Below are 14,728 nucleotides of genomic sequence, written 5' to 3'. Positions count from 1 at the left end.
CGAAATGTCCGGGCCTTCCCCTTCGACAAGCACCCTTGTCCCGGTCGCGCTCGGGTTCCATATGTGGCCCCTGTCACAAGGACGGGCTCAAGCCCCGGAAACAGGAGCAGACATGAGCGATACGGATTTCCCCGGCTGGCACGGCACCACGATCATCGGCGTGGCCAAGGACGGCAAGGTGACGATTGCCGGCGATGGCCAGGTCTCGATGGGGCAGACCGTGATGAAGGGCACCGCCCGCAAGGTGCGGCGCCTGACCCCCGGCGGGGCCGAGATCGTGGCGGGCTTCGCAGGCTCGACCGCCGATGCCTTTGCCCTGCTGGAACGCCTGGAAGCCAAACTGGAAGCCGTGCCGGGACAGCTGGCCCGCGCGTGTGTCGAGCTGGCCAAGGACTGGCGCACCGACAAGTACCTGCAGAAACTTGAAGCGATGCTGATCGTCACCGATGGCAAGGAACTTCTGGTCGTCACAGGCGCCGGTGACGTGCTGGAGCCGGAATACGGGATCGCCGCCATCGGCTCGGGCGGGAACTATGCCTTGTCGGCCGCGCGCGCGCTGGCCGACACCGACATGTCGGCCGAGGACATCGCCCGCCGCGCCATGGCCATCGCGGCCGAGATCTGCGTCTACACCAACACCAACCTGACCGTCGAAACCATCGGATGATCGGAACCGACGACATCCGGGCCGCCGTGGGCAGCGGGCTGATCAGCGAAGGCCAGGCTGCATCGCTGACCGCGCTGGCGCAGTCGCGCCGCGGCGCGCGCGAGGACCTGTCGCCCGGAGATGAGCCGTTCGAGCTTTTCCGCGGTTTCAACGAGATCTTCATTGTCGTGGGCCTGATCATCCTGTCCGCCGGCTGGGGCGCGGTGGTGAGCGTCTTCCTGACGCTCGACCCGATGGCGTGGCGGTCCACGCTGATGATCGCGAGCGTTGTCAGCGTGGCCTTTGTCTGGCTCCTGTCGGAATACTTCATCCGCCGCCGCCGCATGGTGGGCCCGTCGATCCTGCTGTCGATCCTGTTCACCGGCGCCGCCGCCTTCGGCTTCTCGCAGTGGCTGGCGCAGGTCTTCATGGTCGCGCAGGAGGATTTTTCCAGCCTCGTTGTCCCCGGCCTGCTGACCGTCGCCGCGACGCTGGTTTACTGGTGGCGTTTCCGGGTGCCCTTTGCCATGGCGCTGATTGCACTTGTGCTGTTCGGCACCGCGCTGATCGCCGCCGCCACCCGCACCGGCACGCCCGACAGCGTGCAGGAGATCTTCGTCTTCTCCGCCGAAGGCAGCCTGGCCTGGGTCACGCTTGCACTGGGCCTTGCCTGTTTCGCCGTCGCCATGGTCTTCGATGCGTCCGATCCCCACCGCGTGACGCGGCGGGCGGCGCAGGGGTTCTGGCTGCACCTCGTGGCCGCGCCGATGATCATCAACACCGTCGCGCTGTCGGTTCTCAGCTCCAGCCACGACATGGCCAATGCCGCGCTCATCGTGCTGATGGCGCTTTTCGCGCTGGTTGCCGTGGTGATCGACCGCCGGTCGTTCCTGCTGGCGGCCATCGTCTATGTCGTCACCGTCATCGCCACCCTGTCGAACGGGGTGACCGACGGCAACTTTGCCTGGCTGATCCTTGGCCTTGGCGTCTTCCTTGTCACGCTCGGCGCGTTCTGGGCCAGGATCCGGGCCGCGCTCCTGTCCATCCTGCCGCTCGGGTCCGCCCGTCGCTGGCTGCCTCCTGCTCATCTACCCGAAAGTCTCGCATGACCGATCTGACCCCCCGCGAAATCGTCTCCGAACTCGACCGTTTCATCATCGGACAGGCCGAAGCCAAGCGTGCCGTCGCCGTGGCCCTGCGCTCGCGCTGGCGGCGCAACCAGCTGGGTCCGGACCTGCAGGACGAGGTCTTCCCGAAGAACATCCTGATGATCGGCCCCACCGGCGTCGGCAAGACGGAAATCTCGCGCCGGCTGGCGAAGCTGGCGAAGGCGCCGTTCCTGAAGGTCGAGGCGACGAAGTTTACCGAGGTGGGCTACGTCGGCCGCGACGTGGAACAGATCATCCGCGATCTGGTCGATGCCGCCATCGTCCAGACCCGCTCCACCATGCGCGAGGACGTGAAGGCGGCCGCCCAGAAATCCGCCGAGGACCGGGTGATTTCAGCCATCGCCGGCGAAGACGCCCGGGAGAGCACGCGCGAAAGCTTCCGCAAGAAACTTCATTCCGGGGAGCTTGACGATACCGTGATCGAGCTGGACGTCGCCGACACGTCCTCCCCCTTCCCGTCCTTCGACATTCCCGGACAGCCCGGTGGGCAGATGGGGATGATGAACCTGGGCGATCTGTTCGGAAAGGCCCTTGGCCAGCGCACCACACGCAAGCGGCTGACAGTGGCCGAAAGCTATGAGGTGCTGATCGGGGAAGAGGCCGACAAGCTGCTGGACGACGAGGCAGTGACCCGCATCGCGCTGGAATCCGTGCAGGACAACGGCATCGTCTTCATCGACGAGATCGACAAGGTCTGCGCCCGCGCCGATGCCCGCGGCGGTGACGTGAGCCGCGAAGGCGTGCAGCGCGATCTGCTGCCGCTGATCGAAGGGACCACTGTGTCAACGAAGCACGGCCCGGTGAAGACCGACCATATCCTCTTCATCGCCTCGGGCGCGTTCCATGTGGCCAAGCCGTCGGACCTGCTGCCCGAACTGCAAGGCCGGCTGCCGATCCGGGTGGAACTTCGCGCGCTGACCGAACAGGATTTCGTCCGCATCCTGACGGAAACCGACAATGCGCTCACCCGCCAGTACACCGCGCTTCTGGGCACCGAAGGCGTCACGGTGACCTTCACAGAAGACGGTATCGCGGCGCTGGCCCGCATCGCGGCAGAGGTGAACAAGGCCGTGGAAAACATCGGTGCCCGGCGCCTCTACACCGTGCTGGAACGCGTGTTCGAGGAGCTTTCCTTCACCGCGCCCGACAAAAATGGCGACACGATCACGGTCGATGCCGGGTTCGTCGAAAGCAACCTGGGCGAACTCAGCCGCTCCACCGATATCAGCCGCTACATGCTCTGACGCTCCGCGGCGCCCGGCCCGATCCCGCGCCGAAGGCGGATGCGGACACGCATCCGCCGGTGGGCCGGGCGTGCGGGCAGCGCGGGATCGGGACGGGTGGCGCGGGAGATACGGCCCGGCGGTTGCCACGGCCGTGCCCTTGCGCCCGATCATTTTCGCCGCCAATGCTCGGCCATGCAATCCGCCCCCGGCTTCCGACACTTCCTGACCGCCAACGCGCCCTGGCTCGCCACCGGAGCCATGCTCACCTTCCTGTCGAGCTTCGGGCAGACCTTCTTCATCTCGGTCTTTGCCGGCGGGATCCGTGAACGGTTCGGACTGGGCCATGGTGACTGGGGCGGCATCTACTTCGCCGGCACGGCGCTGTCTGCCTTGACGATGATCTGGGCCGGGATGCTGACCGACCGGTTCCGCGTCCGCGCGCTGGCGCCCCTGGTGCTGGGCGGGCTGGCACTGGCCTGCATCGCGATGGCCACCATCTCCACCGTGTGGCTTCTCCCCGTCGTCATCTTCGCGCTGCGCTTCTTCGGACAGGGCATGACAAGCCAGACCTCGACCGTCGCCATGGCACGCTGGTTCGTGGCCACCCGCGGGCGGGCGCTGTCCATCGCCATGCTGGGCTTTTCAGTGGGCGAGGCGCTGCTCCCCCTCCTCTTCGTCGCGCTGATGCAGCTGACCGACTGGCAGAACCTGTGGTTCTTGGCAGCGGCCATGGCGCTGGCGGCGATCCCGCTGCTGATGCTGATGCTCCGTCACGAACGCACGCCGCAAAGCCTGTCTGCCGGTCACAGCCGGGCGGGCATGGACAGCCGCCACTGGCAACGGCGCGAGGTGCTGCGCCATCCGCTGTTCTGGTTCATGGTCCCGGCGCTGCTGGGCCCTGCGGCCTGGGGTACGGCGCTGTTCTTCCACCAGGTGCACATGGCCAACGTGAAGGGTCTGCCACATGTGGAACTTGTGGCGCTTTTCCCGATCTACACCGTGACGGCTGTGGGCGCGATGATCGGCGCAGGCTGGCTGCTTGACCGCAAGGGCACGCAGCGGTTGATGCCGTGGATCCAGCTGCCGATGATCGCGGCCTTCACGATCTTCTCTCTGGCACAGGGTTCCGGGGCCGCAGCGCTTGGCTTCGTGGCCTTCGGACTGGCTGTCGGCGCCAGCTACACCGTGGTCCCGGCCTTCTGGGCCGAATTCTACGGCACGGCCCATATCGGCGCGATCAAGTCGATGGCATCGGCCGTGATGGTGTTGGGAACGGCACTGGGGCCGGTCATCACCGGCTACCTGATCGATTTCGGCGTACCGTTGGAACACCAGTTCCTTGCGATTGCAACCTATTTCGGGCTGACGACCCTGTCGATGGCGGTGGGCATCGGCCGCGCGCGGCAGGCCCTGCCCGATCTGCATCCCGCCTGACACCAGCCCCGGGTCGGTCAGAGCCGGTAAGGAAGATCGCGCGCAGGCGCGATCCGACGGGGTGGGCGGGCGGGCCGGCTCTGGCCGACCCGGCCCGGGATTTACGACTCGGCCGGAGCCTCTTCCGCCGTCGCCGCCTGACGGCGCGCCAGTTCCTGGCGGTAGATCTTCACGAAATCGATCGTGTCGAGGTTCAGTGGCGGGTAGCCGCCGTCGCGGGTCACGTCCGAAACGATCCGGCGCACGAAGGGGAACAGCATCCGCGGGCATTCGATCAGAAGGAACGGGTGCAGCTGGTCTTCTGGCACGCCGGCAATCCGGAACAGGCCGGCATAGTCCAGTTCCATCAGGAACAGGACGTCCTTGGCTTCCTTCGCCTTCGATTCGATGGAAAGCTTCAGGATCACCTCGTAGACGTCATCGCCCCGCTTCCGCGCGTCGAGGTTCACCTGAACGTTGATGTCCGGCTGAACTTCGCCGGACGACCCTTTCTGCGCCATCACGTTCTCGAAAGACATGTCGCGCACGAACTGGTTCAGAATGTTCATCTGGATTTGCGGCTGCTGTTGCGCTTCATCCGCTCCGTTCTCGGCCATTGGGACCTCCTAGATACCGGGCTATGTCGAATTGCGCCGTTGACTAGCAGCCCCGGCGGGGCAGGACAATGCGGCTTAGGCCTGCTTGTCGTCCTCCGGACCCTGCACCCAGCCCGAAGGGCCGCCCGCCCCGGGCCGTCGCGGGCGCTGCCCGGCATCGGGATCGACCTCGCGATAGTCGCCATCGATGATGTCGCCATCGGGCCGTCTGCGGGGTCCGGCACCGCCATGCATCTCGAATTGCTGGACTTTTACCCGCGACCGCACGCTTCGCATCACCCATGACCGAACGCCCGGGATCAAGAGAAGAAAGCCTGTCACGTCCGTCATGATGCCCGGCGTGATCAGCAGGACGCCCGCGACAAGGATCATAGCGCCATGGGCCAGGGGTTCCGAGGGATCGCGCATGTCGTTGAACGAACGTTGCACTTCCGCCAGCGCCAACCGCCCCTGGCTGCGCATCAGCGCGCTGCCCAGGAAGGCCGTGCCCACCACGATTGCCAGTGTCGGCCACAGGCCGATCAGCCCGCCAATCTGGATGAACAGGGCGATTTCGATGATCGGCACCAGTAGAAATGCCAGGAACAGGTACATCAGCGGTCCTTTCTGCGTCTCGGGGGCGGTGGACTTGGCCCCTCCCCTCCCCTACATAATGACCACGGGGCATCGCACAACGTCCCGTCGCAATCGACGTGTCCGCACAGCACCCTGAAAGAGGCTCAAATGCAATCGCCCCTTCTGCATCTTCTCATACTGGCCGGAATCGCAATTTTCCTGATTCTGCGCCTCAGAAACGTGCTGGGGACACGGGAAGGCTTTGAGAAGCCGCAGGTTCCGGAAACCGCTGCCCGTGCCCCGCGCCCGGATTTCGAAGTGATCGAAGGCGGGCCGGACCACGACATCACCGATTATGTCGAGGAAGGCTCGAAAGCCGCAGACGCTCTGGCCGCGATGAAACGGGTCGAGCCAAGCTTCTCGGTCACCGAGTTCGTGCAGGGCGCCCGCGGCGCGTACGAGATGATCATCCTGGGGTTCGACAAGGGCAACCTGTCGGAGATCGAACCCTACCTTGCCGAGGACGTGTTCGAAACCTTCGTCGATGTCGTCTCGCAACGGGAAGATCAGGGCCTGACCGTTCAAAGCGAGTTCATCGGCGTGCGCGAGATCGCACTGGCCGACGCCGACTTTGCCAAGGATACCGGCCGGGCCGAGATCACGATGCGCTTCGTGGGCGAACTGACCTCGGTCGTGAAGGACCGCGAGGGCAACGTCATCGAAGGCAGTTCGACCACGTCGAAACGCCAGAAGGACACGTGGACCTTCGCGCGCACGATGGGCAGCGACGATCCCAACTGGCTCCTCGTGGCCACCGACGCCTGACGGACTCGTGACCGGGGGATCGGGGGCCATCGGATTTCTTGCGCGGGCCGGGCTCGCGGGAATCGCCGTCGCCGCATCCCTCGCCACCGCTGGCCTTGCCGATCTCGGCGCGATGGACACAACCCACACGATCCTCGATTTCACCGATCTGGATGGCTGGGAGGACGAGGATCACGCCGCCGCGCTGAACGTCTTCACAAGCACCTGCGCCGACATGAAAGCGCCCGACTGGCGCAACCTGTGCGCCGTGGCGCAAAGCATGCGGGAAGAGGAGGCGCGGACCTTCTTCGAACTGTTCTTCCGCCCGGTCGAGATTGCCCAGGGCCGCCCGGCCGTCTTCACGGGCTATTTCGAACCCGAGCTCCAAGGCGCCCGCCGCCCCGACGACCGCTTTCGTTATCCCGTATACGCAACCCCGGCCGAGATCCACGCAGAGGGCCCATGGCTGTCCCGGCGCGAGATCCTGACAACAGATGCGCTTGAAGGCCGCGGGCTGGAAATCGCGTGGGTCGACGACCCGGTCGAATTGTTTTTCCTTCAGATACAAGGCTCTGGCCGCATCCGCCTGCGCGACGGCAGCGCGATCCGCGTGGGCTATGGCGGCGCAAACGGACATCCCTACCGCTCCATCGGGACAGAGCTTGTCCGCCGTGGCGTGTACGAACCGCACCAGGTCAGCGCCCAGGTGATCGGCAACTGGGTCAAGCGCAACCCCGAAGACGGGGAAGAACTGCTCTATCACAACCCGTCCTACGTGTTCTTCCGCGAGGTCTCGGAAGTGCCCGCCCATCGCGGACCCCTTGGCGCGATGAACCGGTCGCTTACGCCGATGCGGTCGATCGCGGTGGATCCGCTTTACACGCCTCTCGGTGCGCCTGTCTGGATCGAGGCTGACGGTACCGACCCGATGCGCCGCCTGATGATCGCGCAGGATACGGGCGCCGCGATCAAGGGTGCCCAGCGGGCCGACATCTTCGTCGGTACCGGCGACAAGGCGGGCCGCATCGCCGGACGCATGCGCGATGACGGACGCATGGTCGTCCTGATGCCGATCCAGAGAGCCTACGCCCTGCTGCCCGGGGACGCGTGATGCCCCGCAAGCGCCGCCCGAACCAGCAGGAGATGGAGCTGTGGAACCGGATCGCGCAAAGCGCCGATCCGCTGGGGCGCCGCAATCTCGAAGGCGGCGAACAGGCGCCTGCGAAGGACACGATCAATGGCACCCAAACGGCGGTGCCAGCCCCGAAACCGGACCTGCCCGGCTTCCGGCTGGGGGACCGCGCGGTAAAGAAGGACAAGGATCACGATCTGGTCGCGCCCCTCTCCGAGCGTCTGGCGACGCAGCCCCTGAACATGGACCGCAAGGCCTTCACCCGCCTCCGCCGCGGCAAGCTGGAGCCGGAGGCCCGCATCGATCTTCACGGCATGACGCAGGCCCGCGCGCATCCGGCGCTGACCCGCTTCATCCTGTCCTCGCAATCCCACGGCCGCCGGCTGGTGCTGGTGATCACCGGAAAGGGCCGGCCCGGCGATACACACGGCCCGATGCCCGTGCCCCACGGCGTGCTGCGCCACCAGGTGCCGCGATGGCTGTCCATGGCGCCGCTGAACCACGCGGTGCTGCAGGTCAGCCAGGCGCATGTGAAGCATGGCGGCGAAGGGGCGCTTTACGTCTACCTTCGGAAACCGCGGTAGCGTCGCGCCGGGGGCTCTGCCCCCAGACCCCCGAGGTATTTGAAGACCAAAGAAATCAGGGCGCTTTTCCTGCTTCTTCTCTTCTTCAAATACTCAGGATCCCACGGTTAAGCGATCCCGGACCGCGCCCGTCATCGGCAAGGAGGATCCCGCAGGGATCCGACGCAGGGAGGGCGGGTGGGCCGGTGACGGGCGCGGGGCCGCGTCAGCCAAGCTTGGCCCAGAGCGCGTTGTCGCCCAGCTTCGCCACGAACGCCTCGTGCGCGGCGCGTTCCGCGTCGGTGATCCGGGGCGGCAGGGGCTTTTCGCGGGGCATCGGGCGCCAGTCGGTGCCGCCTTCGCCGGAAGTGTCGGAGTAATCCATCGACAGCGCGAAATCGGGCTGACGGCCGCCGATCATTTCGAGGTAGACCTCGGCCAGGATTTCCGAGTCGAGCAATGCGCCGTGCAGGGTTCGCGCCGTGTTGTCGATGTTGAACCGGCGGCAGAGTGCATCGAGCGAGGCGGGCGAGCCCGGGTATTTCTCGCGCGCCATGGTCAGCGTGTCGATGGCCTGGTCCATCGGCAGGCCGGGCAGGCGCATCCATTTCAGCTCGGCATTCAGGAAGGTCATGTCGAAGCTGGCATTATGGATCACCAGCTTCGCGTCGCCCACGAAATCGAGGAAGGCCTGCCCGATCTCGGCAAAGCGCGGCTTGTCGGACAGGAATTCGATCGACAGGCCATGCACCGCGAAGGCCTCTTGCGGCATGTCGCGTTCGGGGTTGATGTACTGGTGATAGGTCCGGCCCGTGGGCACGTGATTGAACAGCTCGACCCCGCCGATTTCGACGATGCGGTGGCCTTCCTCGGGCTTGAAGCCGGTCGTTTCGGTGTCGAGCACAATCTCACGCATGTCGCAGACGCTCCCGGATTTCCTTCACGATTTCAATGACCTGAGCACGGGCATGTTCCACCGTGTCGGTTTCGATCACCCAGTCGGCCCGCGTGCGCTTCTCGGCGTCGGGCATCTGTTTGGCCCTTATCGCCTCGAACTGTGCCGTCGTCATCGTCCCGCGTGCCAGCACGCGGTCTTCCTGCGTCGCGGCATCCACGCTGACGACCGCGACCCCGTCGACGCGCGCCTCGCCACCGGTTTCGAACAGGAGCGGGATATCGACCACGACGATATCCGCCTTGGCCTGCGCGCGAAATTCGGCGCGGTCCTGGCCCACGAGGGGATGCACGATGGATTCTATGGTCTTCAAGGCATCGGGATCGCGCGCGATGATTTCTTTCAACGCCTCACGGCTGACGCTCCCGTTGAAGATCGCGTCGGGAAAGGCCGCGGCCATCGGTTCGACAGCGGCACCGCCCTTGCCATACAGGCGGTGGACGGCGGCGTCCGCGTCCCAGATGGCGCAACCTTGGTCGGCGAACATCTTCGCCGTCGTACTCTTGCCCATGCCGATGGACCCGGTCAAACCCAGAACATAGGTCATCGCATCGCTGCGGCCCGTGCTGCCGCATCCACTTCGGGACGGATCCCGAACCAGCGTTCGAAGGCGGGAACCGCCTGGTGCAAAAGCATCCCGAGACCGTCCACTGTCGTGCAGCCTGCCTCCTCGGCCGCGGCCAGAAGGCGGGTCTTCAGCGGGTTGTAAACGAGATCCGTCACGATTGTTTCGGGTGTCAGGCCATCCAGCGGCACGCGCAGTTCCGGCTGGCCCACCATGCCAAGCGAGGTCGTGTTCACCACCAGCGACGCTTCGTCGATGATGTTGCCGGCCTGCACCCAGTCGGTCACCTTCACGCGCTGGCCGAATTCTTCCTTCAGCTTCTCGGCCCGGATCCGCGTGCGATTGGTCAGCAGGATCTGCGGCACGCCGGCATCCGACAGCGCGGCCACGACGGCCCGTGCGGCACCGCCCGCGCCCAGAACGGCCACCGGACCCGCCTTCGGATCCCAGTGCGGCGCGCCGGCGCGGATGTTTTCCATGAAGCCATAGCCATCGGTGTTGTCGCCCATGATCTTGCCGTCCTTGCGGAAGATCAGCGTGTTCACCGCCCCGATCAGGATCGCACGGTCGGTGATGGTATCCGCGATCTCCATCACGACTTCCTTGTGCGGCACCGTGATGTTCACTCCGACAAACCCCATCTTCGGCAACGTGCGGATCACGTCGCCCAGATCGTCGCGGTCGATGTCCATGGGGATGTAGTGCCCCGACAGGCCGTAGGCATTCAGCCAGTGGCGGTGGATCTGCGGCGATTTGGAATGCGAGATGGGAGAGCCGATCACGCCGGCAAGGGGGATCCGCGTACCAGTCATGACACAAGAACCTTTCGCAACATCAGGTAGCCGAGGATTTCGAGCAGGGGCAGCCCGAGCACTGTAAAGTAATCCCCCGAGACGGCGGAGAACAAGCGCGCGCCTTCCTCTTCCAGTTTATAACCCCCGACTGATGCCTGAATGCTGTCCCAGTTCCGGGTGACGTAGTCTTCAAGGTAGGCGTCCGACAACTCGCGCATGGTCATGTCGACCCGCGCAACGTGCCGCCAGACCGGCTGGGCGCCTTCATAGATCACCGCCGCCGACCACAGGACATGGCGAGTGCCGCGCATCGCCTTCAGGTGGGCCAGCGCGTCGTCCCGGCTTTCGGGCTTCGACAGGATCGTACCTTCGAATTCCAGCACCTGGTCGCAGCCGATGACCATCGCATCCGTCCGGCGGGTCGCGACCTTGCGGGCCTTCGCTTCGGCCAGCGCATCGGCGATGTCGCGGGGCTTGGCATCCTCTGCCAGGAGGGCGGCTTTCAGCGCGTCCTCGTCCACGCGGGGGGGCACGCAGTCAACTGTCACGCCCGCATTGGCCAAGAGCGCCGCGCGCGTGGCGGAACCGGAAGCAAGGACAAGGGCAGGGGACATGTGGATAATCCGGTGGGGGAAAGGGCCTTGAGCCCGGGGACGGTTGTCCTGAAAATCGGCCCGAAGCGCAAGAGGGCGCGGTTCAGGCGTGTTTCGCGGCGGATTGCAGGAAACCACTCACCCGGGATAAGGATAACCGGCGGGCTGGGACAAGACAGGACAGAACAAGGTTGTTCCCGTGTTTTCCACAGCTTTTCTGGCGAGCATACTGGCTTAGTCGTTTGAAATTAAAAGATATTAGTGTATATACACAAACAGGCCAGCGCGTTCGTTCACATGCGGAAGGCTGGGGAGGATCATGGTGAGAACTCTTTTATCCACGGGTTTCCCTGACACTACAAAAACATCATCTCTTCTTAATATATATTTAATATTAAGAGAGGCGGGGTCGGGACGAACGACATGATCCAGGATGTACTGATCTGGCTCTACCCTTGGACCAAGGCGTTTCACATCATGGCCGTGATCGCCTGGATGGCCGGTCTCTTCTATCTGCCACGGCTCTTCGTCTATCACGTTGAAAGGACCGAGAAGGAGATCGGACCGGTCTTCGAGGTGATGGAAGTGAAGCTTCTGAGGGCAATCATGAACCCGGCCATGATCGCCACATGGGTCTTTGGCCTGTGTCTGGTCTTCACGCCGGGCCTGGTCGACTGGAGCGCTGTCTGGCCCTACACGAAGGCTGCGGGCGTGCTCGCGATGACATGGTTCCATCATTGGCTAGGGCTGCGCCGGAAAGACTTTGCAAAGGGGCAGAACCGCCTGACGGGCCGCCAGTTCCGGATGATGAATGAACTGCCGACGGTTCTGATGGCATTGATCGTGATTTCCGTCGTGGTGCGGTTCTAGGCCCGGGCTTGGTGCGTGGAAACCACGCACCCTACCGACCGTCGGAAGGGGATCGCCGGCGGGGAAACCTTGGCGTAGGGTGTGTGCTTTGCACGCACTGTAACCCGGACCTCGCGGGAAAGATTTGACTCGCCCCGCCGCTTTGCCTATACGCCCAGCCAACCTGTCCGTCCGGACAGCGTGCCTTCCCAGACCAATAACAGACAGCACCAACCGAAACCGGTGCGCGTTAGGCCCGTATTTCATGACTCAAGAATCCCTCAACCTCTACGATCTCAAGGCACAGACCGCCAAGGACCTCCTGTCCATGGCCGAAGAGCTGGAGATCGAAAACGCCTCGACCATGCGCAAGGGCGAGATGATGTTCCAGATCCTCCGCGAACGCGCGGACGAAGGCTGGGAAATCTCGGGCGATGGCGTGCTGGAGGTCCTGCAGGACGGCTTTGGCTTCCTGCGATCCACCGAAGCGAACTACCTGCCGGGTCCCGACGATATCTATGTCTCGCCCGACATGATCCGTGCCCACAGCCTGCGGACCGGTGACACCATCGAAGGCGTCATCAAGGCTCCCGGTGACAACGAACGCTATTTCGCGCTGACCGAAGTCACCAAGATCAACTTCCAGGATCCTGATCGCGCCCGCCACAAGATCGCGTTCGACAACCTTACGCCGCTTTATCCGGACGAACGTCTGAACCTTGAAATCGAGGACCCGACGATCAGGGACAAGTCGGCCCGCGTGATCGACCTGGTCGCGCCCATCGGCAAGGGCCAGCGCTCGCTGATCGTGGCACCGCCGCGGACGGGTAAGACGGTCATCCTGCAGAACATCGCCAACTCGATCGAGAAGAACCACCCCGAGTGCTACCTGATCGTCCTGCTGATCGACGAACGCCCGGAAGAAGTCACCGACATGCAGCGTTCGGTGAAGGGGGAGGTCGTGTCCTCGACCTTCGACGAACCCGCCTCGCGCCACGTCGCCGTGTCGGAAATGGTGATCGAAAAGGCCAAGCGACTTGTCGAGCACAAACGAGATGTTGTGATCCTGCTCGACTCGATCACAAGACTTGGTCGTGCCTTCAACACCGTGGTGCCATCATCGGGCAAGGTTTTGACCGGTGGTGTGGATGCCAACGCCCTGCAACGGCCGAAACGTTTCTTCGGTGCCGCGCGGAACATCGAGGAGGGCGGTTCGCTCACCATCATTGCGACGGCCCTGATCGACACAGGCTCGCGTATGGACGAAGTCATCTTCGAAGAATTCAAGGGCACCGGCAACTCGGAACTGGTTCTGGATCGCAAGATCGCAGACAAACGAGTGTTCCCGGCCATCGATATCCTGAAATCCGGGACCCGGAAAGAAGAACTGCTGGTCGACAAGACCGACCTGCAGCGAACCTTCGCGCTGCGGCGGATCCTCAACCCGATGGGGACGACCGATGCGGTCGAGTTCCTGCTGTCGAAGCTGAAACAGACCAAGTCGAACCGCGAGTTCTTCGATTCCATGAATACCTAGAAGGCCTTAGGGAGGGCCGGCCATGGACACGATCTTTGCCCTGGCCAGCGCTCCGGGCCGTGCCGGGGTGGCGGTGATCCGGATTTCCGGTCCCGCCGCATTCCCCGCAGTGCACGAATTGACAGGCGCCGGAATGGCAGGCCGCGGCCTGTCCGTCCGTCGTCTTTTTGATTCGTCGGGCGACGTTCTGGACGACGCGGTCGTATTGGGATTCCCCGGGCCGGGCAGCTTCACGGGCGAAGACGTGGTCGAACTGCAAATCCATGGGTCGGTCGCCGGTGTCTCCGCGGTTCTGGGCCGCTTGGCCGAGTTGCCCGATTTGCGCCTAGCCGAACCCGGGGAGTTCACACGCCGGGCTTTGGAAAACAACCGGATGGACCTGGCGCAGGTCGAAGGCCTGGCGGATCTGATCGACGCTGAAACCGAAGCGCAACGCAAACAGGCCCAGGCGGTTCTGGGCGGGGCACTGGGCGCGGTTGCCGATGGCTGGCGCGAGAAACTGATCCGCGCCGCGGCTTTGATAGAGGCCACCATAGATTTCGCCGAAGAGGAGGTCCCGGTCGACGTGACGCCCGAGGTATCGGCGCTATTGATAGCGGTTCAGGATGAACTATCCCATGAGATAAAGGGTGTTCGCATAGCAGAGCGGATCCGCTCGGGCTTTGAAGTCGCGATTGTTGGTCCGCCGAATGCGGGCAAATCCACGCTTCTGAATACCTTGGCGGGCCGCGCAGCGGCGATCACGTCGGAGATCGCAGGAACAACGCGCGACGTGATCGAGGTTCGCATGGACCTTGCGGGTCTGCCTGTCACCTTGCTGGATACTGCCGGCTTGCGCGAGGCCGAGGACAAGGTCGAAGCAATGGGCGTGGCCTTGGCCAGGGAACGTGCGGCGGCGGCGGATTTGCGGGTTTTCCTGATGTCGGAGGAAGAAGTTCCGCAGGATTTGCGACAAAATGGCGATATAGCGATGCGGCCCAAGGCTGACCTTCTGATGGACGCGTCTGATGCCATTTCCGGTCTGACGGGACAGGGTGTCGATGTTCTGGTCTCCCGAATCGAAGAAATACTGACCCATCGTTCAGCCAGTGCCGGTCTTGCGACCCGCGAGCGACATCGCTGGGCGATGATGACGGCCCAAGATGGGCTGATTGCTGCGCAGGGGCTTCTTGAACAGGGGCCAGAGATGTATGATCTGGCTGCCGAAGATCTCCGTCATGCGATTCGGGCTCTTGAATCCCTCGTGGGCCGTGTTGATGTGGAAAATCTGTTGGACGAGATATTCTCCAGCTTCTGTCTAGGAAAGTGAG

At 64.0% G+C, this 14,728-nt stretch carries 16 protein-coding genes; 10 read left to right on the top strand and 6 right to left on the bottom strand.

All coding sequences use genetic code 11. The features are described from left to right. The first annotated feature begins 112 nt into the window (after window positions 1–112). The 4 genes from hslV (at window position 113) to D4754_RS01575 (ending at window position 4,475) form a co-directional block, all read left to right on the top strand. Entirely contained in the window at window positions 113–667 is a 555-nt protein-coding gene (gene hslV, locus D4754_RS01590; RefSeq protein ID WP_121060966.1) for an ATP-dependent protease subunit HslV, read from the top strand. Further along, window positions 664–1,755 (top strand): hypothetical protein, encoded by a 1,092-nt coding sequence (locus D4754_RS01585; RefSeq protein ID WP_121060964.1) that lies wholly within the window; start codon window positions 664–666, stop codon window positions 1,753–1,755. Before hslV ends, D4754_RS01585 begins: the two co-directional genes overlap by 4 nt. Next, window positions 1,752–3,059, top strand: a complete 1,308-nt coding sequence (gene hslU, locus D4754_RS01580) for an ATP-dependent protease ATPase subunit HslU (RefSeq protein WP_121060962.1) — start codon at window positions 1,752–1,754, stop codon at window positions 3,057–3,059. The genes D4754_RS01585 and hslU overlap by 4 nt, the downstream gene beginning before the upstream one ends. Window positions 3,060–3,233: 174 nt before the next feature. Further along, the gene (locus D4754_RS01575) at window positions 3,234–4,475 is read left to right on the top strand and encodes an MFS transporter (RefSeq protein WP_121060959.1); all 1,242 of its coding nucleotides are present in this window, start codon (window positions 3,234–3,236) and stop codon (window positions 4,473–4,475) included. Window positions 4,476–4,576: 101 nt separating this feature from the next. Here the strand turns inward: D4754_RS01575 and secB are convergent, their stop codons facing one another. Together secB and D4754_RS01565 are read right to left on the bottom strand one after the other, a co-directional pair. Beyond that, on the bottom strand, window positions 4,577–5,071 hold the full coding sequence (secB, locus tag D4754_RS01570; RefSeq protein WP_121060957.1) for a protein-export chaperone SecB: 495 nt from the start codon (window positions 5,069–5,071) through the stop codon (window positions 4,577–4,579). Between the two features lie 75 nt (window positions 5,072–5,146). Beyond that, window positions 5,147–5,665: an FxsA family protein gene (locus D4754_RS01565; protein WP_121060955.1), complete on the bottom strand. Its 519-nt coding sequence runs from the start codon at window positions 5,663–5,665 to the stop codon at window positions 5,147–5,149. A 129-nt stretch (window positions 5,666–5,794) separates the two neighbouring features. On the opposite strand from D4754_RS01565, the gene D4754_RS01560 reads away from it, so the two are divergent. The 3 genes from D4754_RS01560 (at window position 5,795) to D4754_RS01550 (ending at window position 8,146) form a co-directional block, all read left to right on the top strand. Further along, window positions 5,795–6,451 carry a Tim44/TimA family putative adaptor protein gene (locus D4754_RS01560; protein WP_121060953.1) on the top strand — a complete coding sequence of 219 codons (657 nt, stop codon included), beginning with the start codon at window positions 5,795–5,797 and terminating at the stop codon, window positions 6,449–6,451. Between the two features lie 112 nt (window positions 6,452–6,563). After that, window positions 6,564–7,541 carry a murein transglycosylase A gene (gene mltA, locus D4754_RS01555; protein WP_121061570.1) on the top strand — a complete coding sequence of 326 codons (978 nt, stop codon included), beginning with the start codon at window positions 6,564–6,566 and terminating at the stop codon, window positions 7,539–7,541. Next, the gene (locus D4754_RS01550) at window positions 7,541–8,146 is read left to right on the top strand and encodes a Smr/MutS family protein (protein ID WP_121060951.1); all 606 of its coding nucleotides are present in this window, start codon (window positions 7,541–7,543) and stop codon (window positions 8,144–8,146) included. Before mltA ends, D4754_RS01550 begins: the two co-directional genes overlap by 1 nt. A 205-nt stretch (window positions 8,147–8,351) precedes the next feature. Here the strand turns inward: D4754_RS01550 and dnaQ are convergent, their stop codons facing one another. The 4 genes from dnaQ to D4754_RS01530 are packed head-to-tail and all read right to left on the bottom strand — an operon-like array spanning window position 8,352 to window position 11,053. Further along, window positions 8,352–9,041 (bottom strand): DNA polymerase III subunit epsilon, encoded by a 690-nt coding sequence (gene dnaQ, locus D4754_RS01545; RefSeq protein WP_121060949.1) that lies wholly within the window; start codon window positions 9,039–9,041, stop codon window positions 8,352–8,354. After that, the gene (gene coaE, locus D4754_RS01540) at window positions 9,034–9,627 is read right to left on the bottom strand and encodes a dephospho-CoA kinase (RefSeq protein WP_121060947.1); all 594 of its coding nucleotides are present in this window, start codon (window positions 9,625–9,627) and stop codon (window positions 9,034–9,036) included. The genes dnaQ and coaE overlap by 8 nt, the downstream gene beginning before the upstream one ends. Continuing rightward, window positions 9,624–10,457 carry a shikimate dehydrogenase gene (locus D4754_RS01535; protein ID WP_121060945.1) on the bottom strand — a complete coding sequence of 278 codons (834 nt, stop codon included), beginning with the start codon at window positions 10,455–10,457 and terminating at the stop codon, window positions 9,624–9,626. Before D4754_RS01535 ends, coaE begins: the two co-directional genes overlap by 4 nt. Continuing rightward, a complete protein-coding gene (locus D4754_RS01530) occupies window positions 10,454–11,053 on the bottom strand; it encodes a Maf family protein (RefSeq protein WP_121060943.1) in 600 nt (199 codons plus the stop codon). The genes D4754_RS01535 and D4754_RS01530 overlap by 4 nt, the downstream gene beginning before the upstream one ends. Window positions 11,054–11,455: 402 nt before the next feature. Between D4754_RS01530 and hemJ the strand changes: the two genes are divergently transcribed. The 3 genes from hemJ (at window position 11,456) to mnmE (ending at window position 14,727) form a co-directional block, all read left to right on the top strand. After that, window positions 11,456–11,902, top strand: coding sequence for a protoporphyrinogen oxidase HemJ (gene hemJ / locus D4754_RS01525; RefSeq protein WP_121060941.1), 447 nt, complete (start codon window positions 11,456–11,458; stop codon window positions 11,900–11,902). Between the two features lie 244 nt (window positions 11,903–12,146). After that, on the top strand, window positions 12,147–13,418 hold the full coding sequence (rho, locus tag D4754_RS01520) for a transcription termination factor Rho (RefSeq protein ID WP_121060939.1): 1,272 nt from the start codon (window positions 12,147–12,149) through the stop codon (window positions 13,416–13,418). A 22-nt stretch (window positions 13,419–13,440) separates the two neighbouring features. Then, the gene (mnmE, locus tag D4754_RS01515) at window positions 13,441–14,727 is read left to right on the top strand and encodes a tRNA uridine-5-carboxymethylaminomethyl(34) synthesis GTPase MnmE (RefSeq protein WP_121060937.1); all 1,287 of its coding nucleotides are present in this window, start codon (window positions 13,441–13,443) and stop codon (window positions 14,725–14,727) included. Window position 14,728 lies beyond the last annotated feature (1 nt).

It is taken from the genome of Chachezhania antarctica, assembly GCF_003646465.1.
Taxonomy (GTDB): Bacteria; Pseudomonadota; Alphaproteobacteria; order Rhodobacterales; family Rhodobacteraceae; genus Chachezhania; species Chachezhania antarctica.
The sequence above is the reverse complement of the archived record's forward strand: the minus strand, read 5'-3'. Positions and strand labels throughout refer to the sequence as shown.

What these genes read in the sequence shown, in the direction of transcription:
- hslV (WP_121060966.1), top strand. Translation starts at nt 113, where the DNA reads ATGAGCGATACGGATTTCCCCGGCTGGCACGGCACCACGATCATCGGC.
- D4754_RS01585 (WP_121060964.1), top strand. Translation starts at nt 664, where the DNA reads ATGATCGGAACCGACGACATCCGGGCCGCCGTGGGCAGCGGGCTGATC.
- hslU (WP_121060962.1), top strand. Translation starts at nt 1,752, where the DNA reads ATGACCGATCTGACCCCCCGCGAAATCGTCTCCGAACTCGACCGTTTC.
- D4754_RS01575 (WP_121060959.1), top strand. Translation starts at nt 3,234, where the DNA reads ATGCAATCCGCCCCCGGCTTCCGACACTTCCTGACCGCCAACGCGCCC.
- secB (WP_121060957.1), bottom strand. Translation starts at nt 5,071, where the DNA reads ATGGCCGAGAACGGAGCGGATGAAGCGCAACAGCAGCCGCAAATCCAG.
- D4754_RS01565 (WP_121060955.1), bottom strand. Translation starts at nt 5,665, where the DNA reads ATGTACCTGTTCCTGGCATTTCTACTGGTGCCGATCATCGAAATCGCC.
- D4754_RS01560 (WP_121060953.1), top strand. Translation starts at nt 5,795, where the DNA reads ATGCAATCGCCCCTTCTGCATCTTCTCATACTGGCCGGAATCGCAATT.
- mltA (WP_121061570.1), top strand. Translation starts at nt 6,564, where the DNA reads ATGGACACAACCCACACGATCCTCGATTTCACCGATCTGGATGGCTGG.
- D4754_RS01550 (WP_121060951.1), top strand. Translation starts at nt 7,541, where the DNA reads ATGCCCCGCAAGCGCCGCCCGAACCAGCAGGAGATGGAGCTGTGGAAC.
- dnaQ (WP_121060949.1), bottom strand. Translation starts at nt 9,041, where the DNA reads ATGCGTGAGATTGTGCTCGACACCGAAACGACCGGCTTCAAGCCCGAG.
- coaE (WP_121060947.1), bottom strand. Translation starts at nt 9,627, where the DNA reads ATGACCTATGTTCTGGGTTTGACCGGGTCCATCGGCATGGGCAAGAGT.
- D4754_RS01535 (WP_121060945.1), bottom strand. Translation starts at nt 10,457, where the DNA reads ATGACTGGTACGCGGATCCCCCTTGCCGGCGTGATCGGCTCTCCCATC.
- D4754_RS01530 (WP_121060943.1), bottom strand. Translation starts at nt 11,053, where the DNA reads ATGTCCCCTGCCCTTGTCCTTGCTTCCGGTTCCGCCACGCGCGCGGCG.
- hemJ (WP_121060941.1), top strand. Translation starts at nt 11,456, where the DNA reads ATGATCCAGGATGTACTGATCTGGCTCTACCCTTGGACCAAGGCGTTT.
- rho (WP_121060939.1), top strand. Translation starts at nt 12,147, where the DNA reads ATGACTCAAGAATCCCTCAACCTCTACGATCTCAAGGCACAGACCGCC.
- mnmE (WP_121060937.1), top strand. Translation starts at nt 13,441, where the DNA reads ATGGACACGATCTTTGCCCTGGCCAGCGCTCCGGGCCGTGCCGGGGTG.